This is a genomic window from Nonomuraea jabiensis (genome assembly GCF_014204795.1).
Classification (GTDB): domain Bacteria; phylum Actinomycetota; class Actinomycetes; order Streptosporangiales; family Streptosporangiaceae; genus Nonomuraea; species Nonomuraea jabiensis.
The window spans coordinates 11,084,769-11,103,359 of the sequence record NZ_JACHMB010000001.1 but is presented as its reverse complement, the minus strand read 5'-3'; the positions used below and the strand labels follow the sequence as shown (position 1 = coordinate 11,103,359).

The window sequence follows — 18,591 nt, the reverse complement described above, 5'->3', positions numbered from 1 at the left end:
CCTGGGGCAGTTGAGCGATCGCTTAAATCGGTCTATGGTCTGATTAAGCAGTCGCTCAAAAGTGGATGTCGGGGGTGCGGGTCGTGCCTGCTGCGGTCGTGGTCGGTGGGGGGATCGGGGGGCTGGCGGCGGCGATCGCGCTGCACCGGATCGGGTGGCGGGTGACCGTGCTGGAACGGGCCGCCGAGTTCGGCGAGATCGGGGCGGGGCTGGCGCTCTGGCCGAACGCCACCCGTGCCCTCGCCGCGCTGGGCCTGGCCGAGCAGGTACGGGCGATCGCCGGGGTGGAGACCGTGGGCGGGGTGCGGGACCTGGCCGGGCGATGGCTGTCCAGGACCGACAACGCCGACGTCGCCCGGCGGCACGGGTGGCCGCTGCTCATGGTGCACCGGGCCGAGCTGGTGCGGGTGCTCGTGTCGGCACTGCCGGCGGACCTGCTGCGGCCCGGCAGCGAGGTGCGAGCCGTACGGGCGGACGGTGACGGGGTGGTGATCGAGTATCGGGACGCGCGGGCGAGGGAGGACAGCGAGGGGGCACTGGCCGAGCACGGGGCCGGGCGGATGCGGGCGGACGGTGACGGGGCGGCGGTCGAGCACCGGGACGGGTGGGTGCGGGCGGACCTGGTGGTGGGGGCTGATGGGATCCGCAGCCAGGTGCGGGGGCAGGGGTGGCCGGAGGCTCGGGCGCCCCGGTATGCCGGGTGCACGGCGTGGCGGGCGGTGACCGAGCCGCTGGGCGGGCGAGGCACCGAAGGGGCGCTGTTCTGGGGGCGAGGGGAGCGCTTCGGGTTCGCCGCGCTGCCGGGCGGGCGGTTCTACTGCTTCGCGGCGGCCCGTGTGCCCGAAGGCGGCGAGGAGGACGCGTACGCGGGGCTCGTGCGCAGGTTCGGCGGCTGGCCCGATCCGGTGCCCGAGATGCTGGCGGTCGTGCCCGAGGACGCCGTGCTACGGCACGACGTGTACGCGATGCCGCCGCTGGCCACGTACGTACGGGGGAGGGTGGCGCTGCTGGGGGACGCGGCGCACGCGATGGACCCGGCGCTGGGGCAGGGGGCGGGCACGGCGCTGGAGGACGCGGTCACGCTGGCCGCCTGCCTGCGTTCGGACCGCGACGTGGACGTGGCGCTCGCCCGCTATGACCGGGTGCGGCGGCCCCGTACCCAGGCGATCGTGCGCCGGTCGGCCCGGCTTGGGGCGGCGTCCCTGATGTCGTGGGAGCCGGGAGCATGGTCACGGAACCTCGCCGCCCGCCTGGTACCGCCCGGGCTGCTGCTGCGCTCGATGGACCCCGTCCTCGGCTGGACGCCGCCCGAGCCCGCGGAACGGGGCGCCGACCCGGCGCCCGAGCTCAATGGAATGCCGCACGGAAGGCGGGACGGAGGGCCGGGGAGCGATGCCTGATTGGACGTACCAGCCGCTGCGGGGGATCGCGGGGGCGCTGCTGGGCGTGCGACGGTCGCGGCGGGTGGCACTGCGGACGCTGGCCTGGGCGGGGTCGCTGCCCGGCGGCGGGCGGGCGATCGCGCGGTTGCTCGGGCACCGGCACCCGCCCGCGCACCTGTCGGGCACCTTAGGCGGGGTGGCGGTGCGCACGCGACTGGGCGCGGCGGTGCCGCCGGAGGTGGCCCGGGACGCCGTACGCGCCCTGCCGCCGCTCGGGGCTGGGCTCATCCTGGTGGAGCCGGTCGGGCTCGCGGACGTGCCGCTGGTACGGCAGGCGGCGGCGGGCAGGCAGGTGCCGCTGCTGGTCCGCACGGGGGACCCGGCCGTGACCGCCGCCCTGGCAGCACACGTGGACGCCATCCTGCCGACGGACGACGAGGGGCAGCACCGCTTGGAGCCCGATGTGGCGCAGCCCCTTCCAGGGTGCGCCGTGGCGCAGCACCGCCCGGAGCCCGACGTGACGCAGACCCTCCCCGAGCACGACACGAAGCGGTCGGCGGCCTGCGGGGGCGTCGTGTTGCCCGCTGTTCCGGCCGTGGGAGCGGTGGCCCGGGTTCTGGCTGATCCCGGCAAGGTCGTGCTCGCCACGCCGGCGCTGCTGATCGAGGCGGGCCCCGGGTGGTTCGGGCGGGTGATGGAGGCGGCGACCCCCACAGCCCCGGCCCCCTCGCTGTGGGCCGCCGGGCGTGACCCCCGCCGGTGGCCCGCCTGGTGGTGGGGGCTGGTGAGTGGCGTGGTCATGGCGGTCGCCGGGCTCGTCGCCGCGGCGGTCGCGTTCGGGCCGGTGCTGCTCTGGTACGACCGCGCCTTCCTCGACATGGACCAGGAGGCGTTGCACGCGATCAACCACCACCTCGTCCACTTCCTGCGCCACGACCGGATCACGCTGGCGGGCACCATGGTGGCGATCGGCGTGCTCTACATCGGACTCGCCGCCGGGGGCATGCGCCGCGGATGGCCGTGGGCGCGCGAGGCGTACCTGGTCTCGGGGGCGGTCGGGTTCGCCGCCGTGCCCTACCTCTTCACCCACGGGTACGTGGAGCCGCTGCACACGGCGCTGGCCGTCGTGCTCCTCCCCATGTTCCTGGCCGCGGCCCGGCGACCCGGGGAGCGCCCGCGATGGACCTCCCGCCCGGACGGACCCGAACCCGAACGCCGACGGGCGCTCACCGGCCAGCTCCTCATGGTGATCACCGGGATCGGGCTGTTCGTCGGCGGCGTGGCCGTGTCGGCCGTCGGCCTCGGCGGCGTCTTCGTCCCGAGCGACCTGGCGTACCTGGGAACCGGGCCGGACACGTTGCGGGCGGCCGGGACGCGGCTGCTGCCGTTCATCGCGCACGACAGGGCCGGGTTCGGCGGGGCGCTGCTGGCCGCCGCGGCGGCGATCACCCTGCTGAGCGCCTGGGGATGGCGGCGCGGTGAGGCGTGGGTGTGGTGGACGCTGGCGCTCGCGGCCGTCGCCGGGTTCGTGCCCGCCGTCCTCACCCACCTGGCCATCGGGTACGTCGACCTCTGGCACCTCGCGCCGGTCCTGTTCGGGATGGCCCTCACGGCGACCGCCCTGACGCTCTCCCGCCCGTACCTGTGCTCCGCATAGGTACGGGCGCCCCTGGCTCAGCTCAGCGCGGCGGCGGTGCGTTCCCGGAGCAGGGGCTCATGGGCGGGTTCGGTGGTCAGGGTGACGGTCAGGCCGGCTTCGGCGGCGTCGGAGAGGACCGCCAGCAGGGTGGCGAACTGCTCGGGAGGCTCGTCGCCGAGCAGTTCCTCGGCGTGCGCCACGAACAGGGCGACGGCCCCGGTGTCGCGTAGCGAGTCGGTGAGCGCGTCCCAGTTGCGGCCGAAGTAGGCGGGCAGGCGCAGCACCCGCGCCACCTCCTCGAAGAAGGCGGCGCGGGTCCGGCAGGCCCGCCCGTCGACCACCGCCGGCGCCGGGCCGGTGGACACCGTGAGCCAGGACGGCAGCGGACGTTCGGCGGAGGTCATGGGCGTGCGTCCCTACAGGCGGTAGAAGTCGGTGTAGTGGTTGGGCGAGAACCACACCACGCCGGTGCTGCGGTTCACGACGATCCGGTACGCGTCACGCGCGGCCCCGCGCGCCCGGGAGTAGACGTCGTACTCATAGTAGGTGGCGCCGCTGGGCAGCTGGCCCTCGCGGTTGTAGAAGCGCCCGCCGGTGTAGTTGTAGCGGCCGTCCGGCTGCTTCCGCTATCCACACAGAGGAAGCGGGGCACCATGGAAGACATGCTCACGACCGACTATGACGGGTGCGGGCGCTGCTTGGTGGGGGTGCGGCGGCTGAGCAGGAAGACAGACACCACCAACAGTCCAGAGCGCCAGGCAGACCAGATCCTACGGGCCACAGAGGACGTCGGAGGGCACATCGTGGCATGGGCGGATGACTGGGAGGTCTCCGGTGCCACGGACCCGCTGACGCGGCGGGGGTTCGGGCCGTGGCTGCGGGGAGAGATGGGGCCGTACGACGGCATCGCGGCGGCCACCGTCGATCGCGTCGGGCGCAGCGTGCGGGACACGTTGAACACGCAGGCTCTATTGACCGGTCAGGATCGCGTCATCGTGACTGCCGATCACGTGGGAGTGTGGGATTTCAGCGACCCGAACCAGGAAAACGAATGGCTGATAAAGGCGTGGGGATCGCAATGGAACTGCGTGCGATCCAGAAACGCAACCGCGACGAGGCGGTACGCGCACGCGCGGCAGGAGAGCCCAAACAGCGCCCGTCGTATGGATACATGTATGTCCGTCTCGCCCCCAAGGCAAAGATCGATCACGTAGCGATCGATCCAGTAGCCGCACAGGTTATCCGGGAAGTGGCGCAGCGGATTCTGTCGGATGAGACGGGGAAAATTACATGTGCGACAGAGGCGGCACGCCTGACACGCGAAGGGGTTCCCTGCCCGTCCGATCGGCTCCGCCAACTGTATAGCCGTCCGCTGAAGGGCGGACCGTGGACCGCGAAAGCCGTCAAGCACATCTTGTGCAGCGAAGCTGCGCTCGGGTATCTGATGCACAACGGAAGGCCGGTGATTGGTTCTGGCGGGCGGCCAATCCACATTGCCGATCCGTTGTGGGATCGCGCGACGCATGACGCCCTCGTCAAGAAAACTGCGCCGAAACGCAACGGAAGCCGCGCGCCGAAGAGCACGCAGTTGCTGTCGGGTATAGCTCTTTGCGGCAACTGTGGGGCGCGCCTCCGCGTCACCGGTCGGTACGGATGTATCGCGCGGGTACGTGGGATACCCGCGTCGGCGCATTGCAAGCCCGCCCCCATCATGGGACTCACGGCATTGGATGCCCTCGTAAGCGAATGGTTCCTCTCTCGCTACGGCGCCGGAGAGGTCATGCGAAAAGTGTACGACCCTGGTAGTGGCCACGCTGCGCAGATCGCGGAGTTGACGGCTACACGCACGCGGTTGCGTGAGGACCGCCAGGCCGGGCTATACGACGATCCGGAGGAAGCGGAATGGTTCCGTACCGAATATCGGCGTATCGGAGAGGAGATCGCGACGCTGAAGGCGCTACCGGAACGCAAGCCGGGAATGCGAATGGTGCCCACCGGCCGGACGATCGCACAGGAGTGGGGTGCAGGAGATTCCGTTAAGCGGCGAGAAATGCTCGCAGAGTTTGAGGTCCGTGTGGTGTTACACCCCACCGGCCACGACCCGCGCGTAGCGATTACCGGCATGGAGATCAGCACGGATGGGATCGAACTGACCGGCTAAGGTGGCACACACGCAAAGAAACCGCCCGGTACCTACGTGGAGTAGGTTCGCGCGGTTTCGTCTTCTCACGTTCCTGGCTCTTCGAAGTTAAGCGGGGTTGAGGTGTCCGCGCGGGCGGGACGCCTGGTCACAGCACCACCGACGCTTGCGCCAGCGCAACGCACACTGCCGTCCCGCCACCGGCAGGTCACGCGGACGGGTGGTCACCCACTCCTTCCGCGCTGACCCCGCACTGCGGGCACGCTCTGGCTCGTTCATCGGTGGTGGCGAGATGCGCCACCGGCCCGTCATGTGGCCCGTCACCTGCGGCGGCGACCCTTGTGACGGCCAAGCCGTCCAGGCCGAGCAGCGGCGTCGTATCGTTGACCATGCTCGTGACTTCTCTGCTGTGATCTTCTTGCTTCGACAACAAGAAGGATCATCGAGAGCCACGAGCTCTCTCAAGCCTCCTGGGCTCGACGACACCTCAAACCGCGATCAAGCTCGAAGAGCCGGGAAACCAAGGGCCACACTGGCACTGCCGGGCTACAGGGATGCCCGCACCCGCATCAACCACCCAAACCCAAGATCAAGCACAGGATCAGACCCGCCACTCAAGATCGTGAAAGATTGAGGCTGATGCACAGTCACGTGGCAAGAGTTGGGGACAATTTTTCGCGCTGAGGCAGTTAGCTTGAACTTGAATTGGCCATAAAAGAATATGAGCGCGGCGCCACCATGCCTCTGAAGTATACCTGAATGTGAGTAAGCAGACATGGCAGAAGAATCAGAGGGTCAATTGGGGTGGATTCGGCCTCCTCGAATTCCCGTAAAAGCATTCGACATTGACCATCTCGTCGGCGCAGCAACATCACCGTCGGTTCTTCGGGCGCTGGCAAGTGCCATGGAAGAAATGCAACAAATGGAAAAGAAATGCGAACCTTGTCCGGCACTTACGAAATGTGGAAAGAACTGCGGGGACTGTCCGAAGCTCGATACCTGCGGCGAACGAGGGCAGGTGCCTTCCTGTTCCATGTTGGTCTAGTTACCAGACCGAAAGCCGATGGATAAAGGTTTATAGAATGCAAGAGTCTCGCTACAATATTTGGGTCGCCAAAAAAGACGCAGCTTATGTCTATAACGGTGTTAGCGGTGCGCTACTACGCATGTCCAAGGGCGAGAAAATTGCTCTTCGCAAGTATCTAGCTGGAGATCCTGAGAATTCCTGTTCTCCCCGGTTGCTCGCACATCTCATGCGCGGATTCATGTTGGTTCCGGACGACGCCGACGAACTCAGTATCCTCGAAACCCGTTATCGGGCTAGCCGTTGGGATTCTACGTCATTCGCTCTTACCGTGGTTACCAGTCTGGGCTGCAATTTTAGTTGCCCTTACTGCTTCGAGGCGAAGCATCCATCAAAGATGTCAGAGGAAGTTCGAGGCCACATTCTTAAGGTGCTGGATTATCAGCTTACAAAGATTAGCAGTTTCAATGTAACGTGGTTCGGAGGAGAGCCGCTGCTGGGAATGGATACAATTACCAGTCTATCTGATGAATTCATCGATCGATGTGATCGGCATAGTATTCAGTATGGGGCTACCGTTATCACGAATGGCTACCTTCTGGACAATGCGACGTGCGCTACGCTCAAGGATCGGCGCGTAGAGTCAGTTCAAGTTGGTCTAGATGGTCCGCCTGATGTCCATAATTGCATGCGGCCATTGGCTGGCGGTGTCGGCACATTTTGGAAGATCATCCGAAATCTCCGACATGCTGTGGACTATTTTCCCGTGTCCGTTCGCGTTAACGTAGATGCGGACAACTTGAGCAGTGCGGAAGAGCTATTTCAAATCTTGGCAAATGAGGGTTTGTCTGAAAAGTTGACGGTCTATCCCGGACAAATTGTCTCTGGAGGTGGAAATCCGCTTGCTCCATCTTCGACGTACAAGCCCCCGTGTCTCAGCAAGAAGGAGTTCTCTGTAGCTGAACTCCGATTCACGGAGTTGGCAACTCGCTATGGTCTTGCTGCCCCCTATCTGCCTACACCAACTGCTGCGCCTTGCACTGCCGTGCGCGCTAATGAATTGGTTGTCGGCAGTCGAGGGGAATTGTATAAATGTTGGGACAATGTCGGCGACAGCAATGAGGTTATAGGTCATATTCAGGATTGGCGCGATACGAATGCCCGCTTGGCAAAATGGCTAAAATACGATCCCTTCGGAAATGTAGAGTGTCGAGGCTGTGTCGCTTTGCCTGTTTGTATGGGAGGTTGCGCTAGCCACGCCTTCGATGCTCTTCAGTACGAGAATCGCTGTGGGACCTTTCGTCATAATCACCGCGACAAGGTCCTAAAGTACATTGCCTACGCTGAGAAACAGGGCTTTGAGGGACTAACCCCGGCGTCTGAACTGGCGCGACATGCAGAGGGCTCCGTCAGCTGAGCCGGTTTGCGTCAGCCAGGGATTCTGCTGGTTAACTCGCGACACGCGGCTGTGGGGGCTGTCGTGTTGGGTCGGACCGGGGCGCCCTGTCGTGATTACCCACGATAGGTTTCTCCGGCCCGCCCGCCGCACCCGGCGTGCGTGTTTCCACGCACCGGGCGCTCCACATGTTTCTCTGATGCGCCGAAGGCGGACCCTCCTTTCTTAGGACGGGCGTCAGGCGGGGGTGAACACGGGAACCAGGTAGCGCACTGTGCGCCCCATGCGCGTGGTCACCCGTACGTCGTGCATTGATAGCCGCCCCCTCCTCGGTAATGCGGCCCTGGGGCATCTCAGTACGGTGGCGACTGACCACGGCGCATATGCCAGGGCGAGGAGACACGAACCGGAATGCTCGGTGTCGAGACGGCACCAGAGCGTTTCGGTATCCGCCTCCACGACCACGACTGTCAGGGCCGCTTGGGGAATACAGATCTGCCATTCGTCTTTTGCGTGGGAGTGGGCGATTCCGTCGGAAATGGTGGCTACGACATGGGACAGTCGGCCAGATGGGCTAGTGATCTGCCATCCTGCCGCGCCAGTCGCCGCGTGGACCCAAGGGAGTAGATGTCCATCGCATAGATTGCGCGCGGGCGTCTCGGAGTGACTGGCCGGGGGTACTCTCACCTTCTTTCCATTTTCTTGATTCGCTGCTTTTGATCTGCTCGTCGGGTATCACCTCCTTCCGGTCGAGCGTTCCGGACCGCTTCCCGATCTTCTGGTGTCGTTGCGGCACTACTTACGGTCTTGGCTACGCTCCGTGTTCGTCTCACCGTCTCGTCTCAGTGCGCGTGTGCCGCCTATGTATGCGCAGACGTGCGGGAGACTGAGACATTGAGACGATGAGACGACTACCGAGAGTCGGTGACTACGCGGGGTCGGGGTTGGGGTCGAGGCGCGCACGCCACCGTCCCCGGCTGACCTGACGCACTCTCCCGTCGTTTTCGAGTTGAGCCAACCGCCGGTAAATGGTCGGACGGCTCATTCCCGTTGCGGTTATCAGCTCGTCTACGGTTATTCCGTTCTCGGGGGCGTCGCGCAGGACGGTCCACAACACGCTGTCGCCGCGTTTGGGCGCGATTTGGCGGGCGTGCCGTGGCGATGTCAGCTCCTCGTCTATCGAGGCGTCTGCGTGCCTCTCAGCCCTCGATGCGGCGTCGTCCAGAGCGGCCAGAGACACCGCGTCGAGGGACGGGCGGTGTTCGGCGTGCCGTTCGGCGGTGGCCTGTACTCCCTCGTCGTCGAGAAGGCAGGTGCGGGCGCGGCGGGGGATGTCGTGTTCCGGGGAGCTGATCAGGAACTTGCCGGGGGCGTCGAGCTTGTGGGGGTGCCATCCGGCCTTGACCATGCCCTGTCCCAGGATGAGGTCACCGTCGCGGGGTTCCCGGACACGGAAGCACAGCCGTACATCCATCTGGGAGCGGACTGCGCTCTTGCCCATCGCGTCCTTGGAGGGGCGTTGCGTGGCGGCGATCAGGTTGACCGCTGGTGCTCGGCCACGTCGGGCGATCGAGTCGGCGTAGTCGATCGCCCGTGGTGCCTCGCTGGCCAGCTCGGCGTACTCATCGACGATGATGATCAGCGCCGGTCTGTCCGGCGATGGTTCCCACACGCGTTCGCCGCGCCTAGTGAGGTCGTCGGCCCGTCCGTCGAGGATGACCACGGCATCGGCGAGTAGGCTCTCCGCCTCCTGCGGGGTGGTGGCCAGCCGGTCGATGCACGATGCCCAGGGCATCAGCTCCATGCCGCGCTTGAGGTCGACCGCCCACAGGATCACATCCTCGCAGGCGGTCAGGTCCCCGAGCAGGACGTTCACGCCGCCCGACTTGCCCGCCCCCGACATGCCCGCGAACAGCCCATGCCGCCGCAGCAGGGGGACACGGACGGGTGTGCCGTCCTCGAACAGCCCCAGCTTGGCCGGTTGCGTGATCGAGGTGATGGACGGGCCTGGCCAGGTGATGGCGTCGGCGTGCGGGTCGGTTTCGATCACCCGCACATCGGCGCGGTTGGCCTTTTTGCTGGCCACCGGCTGGACACGTACGCCGCCGCGTGTGGTGCCGAGCGCCGATTCCAGGCGGGGGACGGCGCTGAGAGCATCTTCGACGGTCTGGCCGAGCCCCAGCCCGAGCCGGAAGCGGTAGCCCCACAGATCCACGATCGCGGACTGAACGCGGGATCCGGCCAGGCCGACAGCTTGGGCGATGTCCGGCCAGGCGGCCAGCGTGCGCTCAACACGCACGCGGGCACGCCTGCGACGGTGCGCCCACCAGGGCACGGCCAGCACGAGTGTGCCGATGCCGAGCACGGCGGGCAGGGGCGCTGTGAACGGCCCCAGGTAGGCGGCCAGGGTGAGCCACGCTCCGGCGAACGCCGTGGTGACGGTGGCGTAGCCGCGTTCGACCGGGCGTGGCAGGTTGACCCATCGGCCCCAGATGGCCACCGCGCCGGCCACGATGACAGTGGCGATGATCACGGTGGGCCACCATTCGGGGAACCAGCGTCGCAGGATCACGCCCGCTACTAGATCGGACGTGGCGATGGTGAGCGGGGCGAGTTCGGACCGGTACCGCCAGACGGCGCGGGCGATGCTGGCGATGACCAAGGGCGCGAATTCAAGATCCTCGGTGATCAGGGCCATGGGTTCGACGCCGTAGCGGCGCATGCGGCGGGCGTTGCGCCGCATCTGGGCGTGTGAGGCGCGGTGGCGCGGGTTCATCGGCCGCCACCCGACGCGCGTCGGGCGTCGGCGTGGTGCTGGGCGTGCAGCTCGTCACGCACGTAGAAGAGGGGGTCGTGCTCTCCCTCGTCGTCGGCCGCCAGGGTGGCGCGGATGGCGGCGATCAGGTTCGCGCGCTGGTAGCGGAGGGCGGACAGTTCAGCGCGGAGACGGTCGATTTCGATGATCAGGGCGGGGGCGTCGGCCAGGGCGTCGAAGATGTGGCGCCACAGGTGGTCGAGGGCGGGGGCGGACTTCGCGAACGCCGTCAGCAGTTCGGCGGCGGTGGTGTTGCGGGTGGCGGCTCCTTGCAGATCAGCGTGTGGGTAGGGGTGGCGTTGGGTCATTAAGCATCACCTTCTTCGGTTGGCGGACGGTTCAGCGGCCAGTGATCCAGGTCAGGGCGGCACCGATCACGGCGCGGATGTCGGGGGCGAGCGTGGTTGCGGCCAGCAGGAAGCCGAACAGCAGCGTGATGATCGCGTGCCAGAGCTTCAGGCCCAGGTAGCGCCAGGCGATGAACACCAGCGCACCGACCACGAGCACCAGCGGGACAGTGACAGTCACGAGGATTCACCTCCTCTCACGGGGTTTCGCGGGGGTCTGGGGACGGGGCTAGATGCCGTCGTGCCGGGACTTGCGGCGACACCAGCGCCAGCGAGCGCGGCACTTGCGGCACCGCAGGGTTCCGGGCGTGGCCTCAGATCAGCTCTGACCTGCGCCGCGAACTGATGTGAGGCTTCCAAGCAAACCGGTTCTGAAGAATCTCACCGTGATATCTCACGGTGTGATGGACTAGAAGGGCTCCACTACTCCCGCAAGGCTGCGCTACCAGGGGAACGGAACGCCGCCATGACGATGGATCAAGAGCACCTACGATCGGTGCTTGACTCCGTTTTCGCACGTCAAGACATGGAAGATGCGTGCAAGCGCCGTGACATCGGCGGAGTGATCCGCATCCTCAACAAGTACGGCGTCACTCAAGGCCAGATCGCGAACCTCACCGGTAGATCGCAGGGACGATCAGCGAGTACAAGAGCGGCAAGCGCGTCCCGACTGCTAAGCATACATTTGAGGAGTTTGCTGACGGTTTAGGCATGCCTAGCCACTTGCGTCGCCATTTGGGCTTGTCGTCCTCCGGTGGCAAGGGCGGTGCGCAGGTCGTCAGTGACGGTGTCCAGATCCCCACGGACACCTTTGACTTGCAGCTCTTCGCTGAAGCGATCGGGAAAAGGGGCGAGCCGTTGAAGCGCCGCGAACTACTGGCCATGATTGGCCAACTTGGTGCCCAGTCCGCTCTAGCTCAGAGTGAGGCATGGGAGAAAGTCGCCTTTGCTCTCTCAAAGCCGAGCGCCATTGATGAAGCAGTGGTGCGAGAGATGGAGGCTAGAGTCGCCGGCTTCCATCGTCTCGAAGAAATGCTGCCCGCACATACGATCTTCAAGGGCCTGGCGGCCCATCTGAACGAGGTCGGAACCATCCTGAACGGCACAGCCACCGACCCCAAAGACGAGCTTCGCAGACGCCTGATCGTGGTTGCGGGAGAAAGCAGCGTCCTTGCCGGTTGGATCGCAACGGCCCTGGGCAACATATCCGCCGCGCGAAACTTCTATGACACCGCCGAGAAGGCTTCAACGGAAGCCAATGATCCAGCCATCATCGCGTGCGCGTTCGGGTATAGAAGTTACATACCAAGCGGCAAGGGAAACCATAGACGGGCGCGCGCCCTGCTGCCGACCGCGCTACAACACTTGCCTAGGGACACATCGCCCGGAACCACATCATGGCTGGCTGCGAGACATGCTGAAGAGAGCGCGGCACTAGGAGAAACCGAAGCTGCCCTTCATTCGTGGGATGAGGCGCGCGAAGCCTTCAATGTCGCTGATCCGGAAGAGGATCGCGTATGGACGAGATTTCTAGACCAGGATCGTTTTGATTCCTTCCAGATCTCTACCTATGCCCAAATCGGTCGCCTGGATGAAGCCGAAGCGGTAGCGCATGCCGTGATAGCGCGTCTGCCGGAAGTGGAGAGAAAGCGGGCAGGCATCATCCTCGGAGACATTGCCACAGCTCATATCGTACATGGCTCTGTAACGGAAGCAGCCAGAGCGGCCAGGGAAGGTCTCGCCGTCATTCGTGAGACGGAATCGGGCATCTGGCTGCCACGGTTTATCGTTCTCGGAGAAGCGCTCAGGCGTTGGCAGACTCAACCGCAGGTCCGCGCATTCCTAGAAGAGTTGGCCGTTACGAAGCGTCAATTCTCTGCGTCTCCGCGCTAATCCAGTCTAGGTAATCGGCGCTTCCCGCAGCGATTTCAGTTGCGATGATTTCCGGCGTCTCGTAACTGTGGTTGGTTTTGATGTGGCGCTCAAGCGCGACGAGTAGGGCGTGCGTGGTCTTGATGACCAGTTGCCATTCCTGCTCGTCGCGCAACGCGCCTTGCCGCCAGTGAAGGTTTTCCAACCTGAAACTGCAGGTCGGGGACTTGCTGGAGGCGACAGGTTGATCGACAAGTAAAGAAGCCCCTGGTAGAAGGGTTGTCGACCAAGATCAACCTGTCCACCAGAGGCTCCGAGTTGCTGTTCTACCGTGCTGCGCTGTCATTGTCATCTCGGACGCTGTCCTATCTGTCCGACCTGATCCGCCGACACCGCAAGAAGATCCGCTCGCCATGGCGGCGCCTCAACGCAGGCCAGCAGGCCCTCCTCGTGCTCGTGCACCTGCGCAAGGACGAAACGCTCACCGAAGTTGCGGCTGGCTTCGGCGTCGGAGTGGCCACCGCCTGGCGCTACATCCGCGAGGCCATCGCCCTGCTCGCCGCTCGCGCGCCCCGCTTGGACACGGTCTTACGCGCGGCCCGCCGTGCCGGCTATCCCTACCTGGTGCTGGACGGCACGCTCATCCCCATCGACCGGGTGGCAGCCGACCGCCCCTACTACTCGGGCAAGCACAAGAAACACGGCATGAACATCCAGGTCCTGGCTGCTCCTGATGGCACACCGCTGTGGGCCTCCGGCTCGCTGCCCGGCTCGGTACACGACCTCAAAGCCGCCCGGATCTGGGGCATCCTGCGCCGCCTGAACGCCAGCGACCTGATTGTCCTGGCCGACAAGGGCTACGTCGGCGCGGGCGAGCACGTGCGCGTGCCGTACAAGGGCCGCAACAAGCCCGTCTCTCAAAAGGCCGCCAATGCCGCCCACGCCAAGCTCCGCGCACCGGGCGAACGCGCCCACGCTCAGCTGAAGACCTGGCGCATCCTGCGCAAACTCCGCTGCTGCCCTCTTCTGGCAGGTCAACTTGTGAAAGCCATCCTCGTGCTACAGCTGCGCGAAGCCGGATGAAAAGCACTCAGTACAGAGACCGGATCGGCCCGATGATCTGTACCCCAGCGGCTAGCCGTTGCGACGTGATGCTGCGCGCCAGAGCCGCGCCCTCTTCTGCGCTTGGCACAGTGGTCATGACCTGCATGTAACCCTTCACAACCCAGTTCCCCTTGAGTCGAAAGGCGGTGATCAGTTCAGCCTCTACGGTAGAGGAGCGATGATGCTTCGTGCCAGCGCCTCCCCATCACCGGGAGTTTCTACCCGTGGTGAGGACCTGCATATATTCCATTACGCCTTCTCCTCCAGCGGAATATTCGGGCCGGATTCCTCGTGGCTCGGATTGAAAGCTGCCTGCTCTGCGGCGTGCGCGTTCGCTGTAAGGCGAGCTGCTGCCTCACCTAGAGTTGTTGTAGCTGCTTTGACTTGCTTAGCGAGGTCGGGGAGGTCATCGCTCGGGTCGAGGATCTCCTGTCTAATATATGTGGTCAAGAGATTTGTGGAGCTTTCAATAAGCGTGTGGAAATCTTGAAATAATTGTGAAGCTTGGACTAGGTTTGGTCGTTGGGAAGTTGCTTTGGCGACGGCACTATTGGCCAATTGGAGTCTGTGGAACTCGTGTGTGAAGGTGCGATTCATTGCCAAGAGCTCTGTTGCCAAGTTATAAGATTGAGGTGATCCGAACAAAATCAATTTGGCCAAGAGGCGCTGTTCGGCTGCGGGCTCTAGCGTTAATGATGGCACCTCGGCTTCTACGCCTGCTTGCACCCATGCGGACCGCCGTTTGGTGAGGTCAGCGACCATGACGAGTACGTCTTCGTAAACCTCGGCTCGATGCTGCCACAGTCGCTCCGAGTGTGCCGCCTGTGCTTCTTGCCGTTTTTGTCTGTGTTGGATCCACTGGGTGGCGCCTGTAACGAGAACCGCGCTCACTAGCGCGATGAGGGCACCAACGATTGTCGCGGCGCTTGGAGAAAGTGTCATAGTGCCCCATTGTCAAGCAAAAGCGGGCGGCTTGCTCGTGGATCAACGAGAACCTTCTCCGTGCGTGCCAACACAGGGGACTGTCTCTATGTCGTGTGGCGCGTGGTGCCCTGCGCTGCGCTTCCGACCCATTGATGCTACGTTCTCGCAGTTCAGAGGGTGCATGGTAGACGCAACGGTGGCGACTATGTCGAGGTAGCAGTCACACCGCTTATCTGTGATGACTCTTTGTAGTTGGCCATGTCAGGTGCACTGCCCGCCCGAGCGGGCGGTGGCCGCCGACGAGTCGGCGTCGTGGGTGGTGGTCTTCTCCGTCAAGTCTGCGTGTTGAGGTTTCAGCCGCCTGTCGCTCGACGTCCTGGCGCCCCAACCGCGCAAGGTGTCCTGGAGCAGGGCCGACATTCCAAGGCTGCCGTGCACTGCTCGGCGCATGCGGGCGCCCCCCGGAGTGGTTGTCCGGGGGGCGCGATGGCAGACGACGTCGGGGGCTATGGCCTGAGTTCGCACACGAGCTTGGAAGACCAGTCGCACCAGACAAGACCGGGCAGGAACGCCCCGCCGGCGACGGGCGCGGCCGAACGGGTTGGGCAATTCTCGGAAGCCTGAATATGCCGGAATTGGCTCAGGTCGCAGGATCGGTCCTCTTACTCAAATCCCAACTGCCGCCGCAGGTAGGAGTCCTCTGGGCGGTTGGCTCGGTGGCTCTGTCGTTCTCGATCCTCCCCATAAATGCAAAGCAGGCCGTCCGCAGGCCGACTGTCCGCAAATACTTCGCAAATGGGCTACTACCTTTGTAGCTGGGTATCGCACGCATGCTCATTGGCGAGCTTCTCTGCCCACCACGAGATCCGACCCTCCCTTACCAAGAAGATCCGCTTCACGGGACGAAACACTGGGAGGGTTCTAGAAGAGGAGAGGCGACCTTACACGTGAGACGAAACGATTGGCCGATGATCTGGGCAGGTGCGCTCATTGCTCTGGCTGTCATCGCGCTGGCCGGGTACGTCGTGACCCGGCTGGACACCGCAGAACCCTCAGTGATCGCCGGGATGTTCGCCGGGCTGGCGGCGCTGCTGGCTGGCGTTCCCCCCATCATTAGAGCCATTCGGGGGCGACGATGACTCTCGCCGAGAGACACGCCGAGGCGCTTCAGCACGCATTGGTGGGAGCCTGGGGCGCCCGGCAGGGCAGTTTCTGGGCCGAGTTGGACTCCGATGGGCGACGCAAGCTTCTTGGGTATGTGGCGGGGGGACGAGGCAGCCTCCGCTGGTACTCGGGCGAGCACGACATGATGTACCAGGAGGGACACACCGACACTCACGCAGTGATCCTGCTCGCTGGCCACGTCAAGGTCACAGTTGACAAGCCCGCGGGCGAGGACAGCCTGCTGGTTATTCGCTACCCGGGTCAGATCCTGGGCGAGGACAAGGCACTGCGTCGCGATCTGTTCCGCGCGGGGAAGAGCGACCCGGATGGCTATGTGCGGCGTAACGAGACCACCGTGCGCACGGTCACAGTGCAGCCGTTGGAGTGGGCCTTGGGCCTCGCGATTCCCTCAAGTGGCTTGGAAATGTTTCTGATGATGCATCCAGGAGCCTGGGCTGCCCTGGCCACTGATCTTCGTAGTCGTCTCGACGAAGCGGAAACCCGTATCGGGGAGAAGATCGCCGATCGAAGACTCGCCAAAGCGCTTGCTTCAATGATCGACTACGAGATGGCGCTCCATGAGGGTAAGCGCAAGATCAAGCTATCCTTGACACAGCGGGAGCTGGCGTCATGGATCGGGGTCTCGAAAGAAACCGTGGAACGCATCCTACACATCTGGCGTCGGCGTGAGATCGTCGAAACGGGTTACCGCACGATCACGGTCCTACGGCCCGACGAACTTCTGCGTATCGCCAACGTTAGATCATCTTATGACCCCTCTCAGTGGAGCTTGGGGACGGCGTAGGCCCGGCTAGCCTGCGCGGATCCAGCTGATGCCTGCGGTTCGATTTCCGATTCCGTGAGCTTTTCCAATGCAGCTCATAGACGACAGCTAGCCCGCGCAACAGTGTGCTTAGAGGAAGTAGCCGTCCGGCCAGGAGTACCAGCCGCTGGAGGTGGGGTAGCCCTTGGAGGCCCAGATCGAGCTGGCCGAGCGCGCGTCGGAGCACCGCGAGATGGTGCAGGAGTTGTAGACCGAGGCGCTGGCGGGGGTGATGCCGACCAGGCCGATGAGGGACACGAAGGCGGTGAGGACGACGGTGAGCCTGACCGGCCAGGAACGTCCGGAGCGTTGCGGGGTGTGCACGAAGCCTCCTCGTGGGGGGTGCGACGGACACCGCAATGATCCCCGCAGAATGGGGCAAATAACGACAAAGATCGCTAAAGGAAAGATGAACACTTCGCGGAAGGAACCGGGATTGGTCCAATCAGTCAGCCCGTGAATGGCCCATCTCATAGGGCCGAAAGCGCCATAACGTGCTGGGCATGCAGAGTCCGCAGCAATCGAACACCGTCCTGACGCTCCTTCAGGAACAGCACCCCACGGTCCCCGAGGGAGCCTGCTCGATGACCGCCCTGATCGAGCTGCCGCCGGGGGACCCGGGCACCCCGCCGCACCGCCACGCCGGCCCGGTCTTCGGCTACATGGTCGAAGGAGAAATGATCTTCGAGCTCGAGGGCGAACCCGAACGGGTCATCCGCGCGGGCGAGGCCTTCTGGGAGCCGGGCGGCGACGTCATCCACTACCAGGCGGCCAACAACCTCCACGACAGGTGGAGCCGTTTCGTCGTCGTGATGCTGTGCGCGCCGGGCGAGCCGATGCTCACCCTGGTCGACGAGGAAGAGCTCGAACGCCGCCGCGACCGCCGCGCCCCCCGCTCATGAGGGGGCGTCGGTTCGGCCTCCGGGGTGGCGTCTGCGCCAGATCAGGAAGATGACGCAGGACACCAGCGACCACGCCCCCAGCACCAGGAACGGCATCACGCTCTGGTGGCCGCGGAAGTAGACGGCGGTGTGCTGGGCGTTGACCGACGCCCCCGGCGGCAGCCAGCGGCCGATGGCGCCGAGCGGTGACGGCAGCAGCGGCCACGACACCGCCCCGCCGGAGGACGGGTTGCCCAGCAGCACCATCAGGCCCCAGGTGGGAAGCATCGCCCAGCGTCCGAGGAAGGTGTTGAACATGGTGAACACCATCCCCGTCGTGAACGTGGTCAGCGCCAGGATCGACCATGACTCCAGGACCGGCAGCTTCAGCGCGCCCAGCAGCCAGTCCACGGCCGCCACGATGGCGAACGCCCCGAGCCCGGCGTAGGCGGCGGTGAAGGCGATCCGCTCGCCGGGATTGAGCTGGGCGGCGTTGGCGCTGAGCTGGGCCGCCCCGGTGAACCCGATGATCACGGCGGCGAGCGTGACGTAGAAGATCGCCAGGCCGCGCGGGTCGGCTCGCTGGAGCGGCTTGATGTCCCTCATCGTCAGGCGCACCCCCACCCGGGCGGCGACGCGCGGAGCCTGCTCGACGAGCAGCAGCGCCACCGACGCGCCCGAGGCGCTCGAGACGTTCATCTCGACGTCGTCCCCGCGCACCACGAAGATGGCGAAGACGCGCTGCTCCTCGATGGCCCGCACCGCGTCGGCGTACGTCCGCTGGAAGCGCAGGACGAGCGAGGACTCCAGCGACTTCTCCAGGCCGGTGACGAAGGCCCTCCCGCGCACGGTCTGGGCGCTGACGCCGACGACCGCCACGGGCATGTGGTGCGGGGTCGGCGAGGCCATGGCGTACGTGTACGACCCGGCGAACAGCCCCGCCCCCGCCGAGAGGATCAGCGCCAGGACGGACGCGGGAAAGTACGGCGATCGCCTGAAGCGCGCCCACCAGTCACCCATGCGCCCACGCTAGGCAGGAACCCGCCGGTCAGGGCCGCTGACATTCCCTCCCTGACGGCT

The 18,591-nt window shown here is 65.0% G+C and carries 20 protein-coding genes and 1 pseudogene; 10 read left to right on the top strand and 11 right to left on the bottom strand.

The window, feature by feature from the left end:
• Positions 1-83 precede the first annotated feature (83 nt).
• Together HD596_RS50815 and HD596_RS50810 are read left to right on the top strand one after the other, a co-directional pair.
• Positions 84-1,400 (top strand): FAD-dependent monooxygenase, encoded by a 1,317-nt coding sequence (locus tag HD596_RS50815; protein ID WP_185076535.1) that lies wholly within the window; start codon positions 84-86, stop codon positions 1,398-1,400.
• On the top strand, positions 1,393-3,039 hold the full coding sequence (locus HD596_RS50810; protein WP_185076533.1) for a hypothetical protein: 1,647 nt from the start codon (positions 1,393-1,395) through the stop codon (positions 3,037-3,039). Before HD596_RS50815 ends, HD596_RS50810 begins: the two co-directional genes overlap by 8 nt.
• Before the next feature lie 17 nt (positions 3,040-3,056).
• Here the strand turns inward: HD596_RS50810 and HD596_RS50805 are convergent, their stop codons facing one another.
• Together HD596_RS50805 and HD596_RS66060 are read right to left on the bottom strand one after the other, a co-directional pair.
• On the bottom strand, positions 3,057-3,425 hold the full coding sequence (locus HD596_RS50805; protein ID WP_185076531.1) for a barstar family protein: 369 nt from the start codon (positions 3,423-3,425) through the stop codon (positions 3,057-3,059).
• A 12-nt stretch (positions 3,426-3,437) separates the two neighbouring features.
• Positions 3,438-3,620: pseudogene (locus HD596_RS66060) on the bottom strand (ribonuclease domain-containing protein); the annotation flags it as partial.
• Positions 3,621-3,674: 54 nt separating this feature from the next.
• Here HD596_RS66060 and HD596_RS66055 point away from each other — a divergent pair.
• On the top strand, positions 3,675-4,235 hold the full coding sequence (locus tag HD596_RS66055) for a recombinase family protein (protein WP_376776111.1): 561 nt from the start codon (positions 3,675-3,677) through the stop codon (positions 4,233-4,235).
• Positions 4,193-5,182, top strand: a complete 990-nt coding sequence (locus HD596_RS50790; RefSeq protein WP_185076527.1) for a hypothetical protein — start codon at positions 4,193-4,195, stop codon at positions 5,180-5,182. Before HD596_RS66055 ends, HD596_RS50790 begins: the two co-directional genes overlap by 43 nt.
• An 87-nt stretch (positions 5,183-5,269) precedes the next feature.
• Here the strand turns inward: HD596_RS50790 and HD596_RS66050 are convergent, their stop codons facing one another.
• The gene (locus HD596_RS66050) at positions 5,270-5,440 is read right to left on the bottom strand and encodes a transposase family protein (RefSeq protein ID WP_376776110.1); all 171 of its coding nucleotides are present in this window, start codon (positions 5,438-5,440) and stop codon (positions 5,270-5,272) included.
• A gap of 803 nt (positions 5,441-6,243) precedes the next feature.
• Here HD596_RS66050 and HD596_RS50780 point away from each other — a divergent pair.
• Positions 6,244-7,602 (top strand): radical SAM/SPASM domain-containing protein, encoded by a 1,359-nt coding sequence (locus HD596_RS50780; RefSeq protein ID WP_185076524.1) that lies wholly within the window; start codon positions 6,244-6,246, stop codon positions 7,600-7,602.
• A gap of 907 nt (positions 7,603-8,509) precedes the next feature.
• Here the strand turns inward: HD596_RS50780 and HD596_RS50775 are convergent.
• Genes HD596_RS50775 through HD596_RS50765 form a run of 3 tightly spaced genes read right to left on the bottom strand, consistent with a single transcriptional unit; the run spans position 8,510 to position 10,924 of the window.
• Positions 8,510-10,357 (bottom strand): winged helix-turn-helix domain-containing protein, encoded by a 1,848-nt coding sequence (locus HD596_RS50775; RefSeq protein WP_185076522.1) that lies wholly within the window; start codon positions 10,355-10,357, stop codon positions 8,510-8,512.
• Positions 10,354-10,704, bottom strand: coding sequence for a hypothetical protein (locus HD596_RS50770; protein WP_185076520.1), 351 nt, complete (start codon positions 10,702-10,704; stop codon positions 10,354-10,356). Before HD596_RS50770 ends, HD596_RS50775 begins: the two co-directional genes overlap by 4 nt.
• Positions 10,705-10,735: 31 nt before the next feature.
• Positions 10,736-10,924 carry a hypothetical protein gene (locus HD596_RS50765; protein WP_185076518.1) on the bottom strand — a complete coding sequence of 63 codons (189 nt, stop codon included), beginning with the start codon at positions 10,922-10,924 and terminating at the stop codon, positions 10,736-10,738.
• A 443-nt stretch (positions 10,925-11,367) separates the two neighbouring features.
• Between HD596_RS50765 and HD596_RS50760 the strand changes: the two genes are divergently transcribed.
• Complete coding sequence (locus tag HD596_RS50760) at positions 11,368-12,636, top strand: NsdA family TPR-like regulatory protein (protein WP_512699287.1); 1,269 nt, start codon at positions 11,368-11,370, stop codon at positions 12,634-12,636.
• On the opposite strand, the gene cutA (HD596_RS50755) is transcribed toward HD596_RS50760, so the two are convergent.
• The gene (gene cutA, locus HD596_RS50755; protein ID WP_185076514.1) at positions 12,602-12,820 is read right to left on the bottom strand and encodes a divalent-cation tolerance protein CutA; all 219 of its coding nucleotides are present in this window, start codon (positions 12,818-12,820) and stop codon (positions 12,602-12,604) included. The two genes, HD596_RS50760 and cutA (HD596_RS50755), sit on opposite strands and share 35 nt — an antisense overlap.
• A 113-nt stretch (positions 12,821-12,933) precedes the next feature.
• On the opposite strand from cutA (HD596_RS50755), the gene HD596_RS50750 reads away from it, so the two are divergent.
• A complete protein-coding gene (locus HD596_RS50750) occupies positions 12,934-13,698 on the top strand; it encodes a transposase family protein (protein WP_185078239.1) in 765 nt (254 codons plus the stop codon).
• 7 nt (positions 13,699-13,705) lie between these two features.
• Here the strand turns inward: HD596_RS50750 and cutA (HD596_RS66045) are convergent, their stop codons facing one another.
• Together cutA (HD596_RS66045) and HD596_RS50740 are read right to left on the bottom strand one after the other, a co-directional pair.
• A complete protein-coding gene (gene cutA, locus HD596_RS66045; RefSeq protein ID WP_185076513.1) occupies positions 13,706-13,816 on the bottom strand; it encodes a divalent cation tolerance protein CutA in 111 nt (36 codons plus the stop codon).
• Positions 13,817-13,968: 152 nt separating this feature from the next.
• The gene (locus tag HD596_RS50740) at positions 13,969-14,661 is read right to left on the bottom strand and encodes a hypothetical protein (protein ID WP_185076511.1); all 693 of its coding nucleotides are present in this window, start codon (positions 14,659-14,661) and stop codon (positions 13,969-13,971) included.
• Between the two features lie 929 nt (positions 14,662-15,590).
• Here HD596_RS50740 and HD596_RS50735 point away from each other — a divergent pair.
• Positions 15,591-15,782, top strand: a complete 192-nt coding sequence (locus tag HD596_RS50735; protein WP_185076509.1) for a hypothetical protein — start codon at positions 15,591-15,593, stop codon at positions 15,780-15,782.
• Positions 15,779-16,612, top strand: a complete 834-nt coding sequence (locus HD596_RS50730) for a Crp/Fnr family transcriptional regulator (protein ID WP_185076507.1) — start codon at positions 15,779-15,781, stop codon at positions 16,610-16,612. Before HD596_RS50735 ends, HD596_RS50730 begins: the two co-directional genes overlap by 4 nt.
• 108 nt (positions 16,613-16,720) lie before the next feature.
• On the opposite strand, the gene HD596_RS50725 is transcribed toward HD596_RS50730, so the two are convergent.
• Positions 16,721-16,954 carry a hypothetical protein gene (locus HD596_RS50725; RefSeq protein WP_185076505.1) on the bottom strand — a complete coding sequence of 78 codons (234 nt, stop codon included), beginning with the start codon at positions 16,952-16,954 and terminating at the stop codon, positions 16,721-16,723.
• A 179-nt stretch (positions 16,955-17,133) separates the two neighbouring features.
• On the opposite strand from HD596_RS50725, the gene HD596_RS50720 reads away from it, so the two are divergent.
• Positions 17,134-17,532: a cupin domain-containing protein gene (locus HD596_RS50720; RefSeq protein ID WP_185076503.1), complete on the top strand. Its 399-nt coding sequence runs from the start codon at positions 17,134-17,136 to the stop codon at positions 17,530-17,532.
• On the opposite strand, the gene HD596_RS50715 is transcribed toward HD596_RS50720, so the two are convergent.
• Complete coding sequence (locus HD596_RS50715; RefSeq protein WP_185076501.1) at positions 17,527-18,531, bottom strand: ABC transporter permease; 1,005 nt, start codon at positions 18,529-18,531, stop codon at positions 17,527-17,529. The two genes, HD596_RS50720 and HD596_RS50715, sit on opposite strands and share 6 nt — an antisense overlap.
• Between the last annotated feature and the right edge of the window lie 60 nt (positions 18,532-18,591).